Origin of the sequence: Flavobacterium sasangense DSM 21067, from assembly GCF_000686885.1 — a bacterium.
GTDB lineage: Bacteria > Bacteroidota > Bacteroidia > Flavobacteriales > Flavobacteriaceae > Flavobacterium > Flavobacterium sasangense.
In genome coordinates, this window is the sequence record NZ_JMLU01000065.1 from 1 (window position 1) to 1,332 (window position 1,332).

Here is a 1,332-nt window from a genome sequence, read left to right on the forward strand (position 1 = left end):
TATGCAGCACACAACAGCGGTTTAAAAATATGGCTAGTTTCGGGAAAATCTGAAATGGCGCAGTTGTTTAATTTAAAGTTTTGGTTATATTTGTGTTGGCTTGGTGCTGGTTTTTCGCCACAATTTTCAAGCCGCGAAACGTTGGGCGTCAGTTTGGTGGAGCGAAAAAACACACGTCAAAACAATTCAACTACAAAAAGAATTATAGCAACTTCTGAAAGAAATATAACAACCTCGGAAAGAAATATAGCGACCGCAGAAAGAAATATAGCAACCGCGAAAAGAAATATAGCGACCGCAGAAAGAAATATAGCAACCGCGGAAAGAAATATAGCAACCGCGGAAAGAAATATAGCGACCGCAGAAAGAAATATAGCAACCGCGGAAAGAAATATAGCAACCGCGGAAAGAAATATAGCGACCGCAGAAAGAATTATAACAACCGCGGAAAGAAATATAGCAACCGCGGAAAGAAATATAGCGACCGCAGAAAGAATTATAGCAACTGCGGAAAGAAATATAGCAACCGCGGAAAGAATTATAGCATGCGGGTTTAGAATTATGTCATGCAGGTTTAGAATTATACCATGCGGGTTTAGAATTATTGCAACTCCAAAAAAAGAAAACCGAACGCCCAACAGCCGTTTCACGAAATTGCGGGGTTTGGGATTTATCAGAATTGGTAGTTTTTGAAACTAAATTTTGTCTATATTTGTAATCAAAAGTGTTGAAAATCCGCAACTTCGTGAAGCGGCGACACGTTAAATGCAATATATTTTCCGAACTTACGCTGAACGCTTCGCTCCTATTTTTCTGTTTGTTATTTTTTTAAAAAACTAGCCGAAAATTTTTGCGTGATAAGTGAAATCTGAACCGAACTTTGCCGAAAAACTTTGTGTTGAAAATACGTTGCGGGAAACTAACCTTTGCGTGACAGATCAAGTTTGCGTGACAATGGAAAGCCGAAAACCAAACTTTGCAGTAAAATGTTACGTTGTCTTTTAAGTTCCGAAAATATAAAACTGCATTTAACAGCGGTTTAAAAATATGGCTGGTTTCGGGAACTTTCTAAAATGGCGCAGTTGTTTAATTTAAAGTTTTGGTTATATTTGTGAAGGCTTGGTGTTGCATTTTCGCCACATTTTTAAGCCGCAAAACGTTGTGTGCAACATATTTTCCGAACTTACGCCGAAAGCTTCTCTCCTATTTTTTCGAAAGACTTTTTCTTGAAATTATTACCGAAAAATTTTGCGTGATAGTTGAAAACCGAACCGAACTTTGTCAATAATTTTTGTGCTGAAATTACGTATTTGGGAAAATCCGTTGTGAAAT

At 37.5% G+C, this 1,332-nt stretch carries 1 protein-coding gene; it reads left to right on the plus strand.

Annotated features, from left to right (window positions below; all coding sequences use genetic code 11):
* Positions 1-693 (plus strand): hypothetical protein (locus BP92_RS17155; RefSeq protein WP_035693558.1); only part of this gene is annotated, 693 nt, incomplete at its 5' end.
* Positions 694-1,332 lie beyond the last annotated feature (639 nt).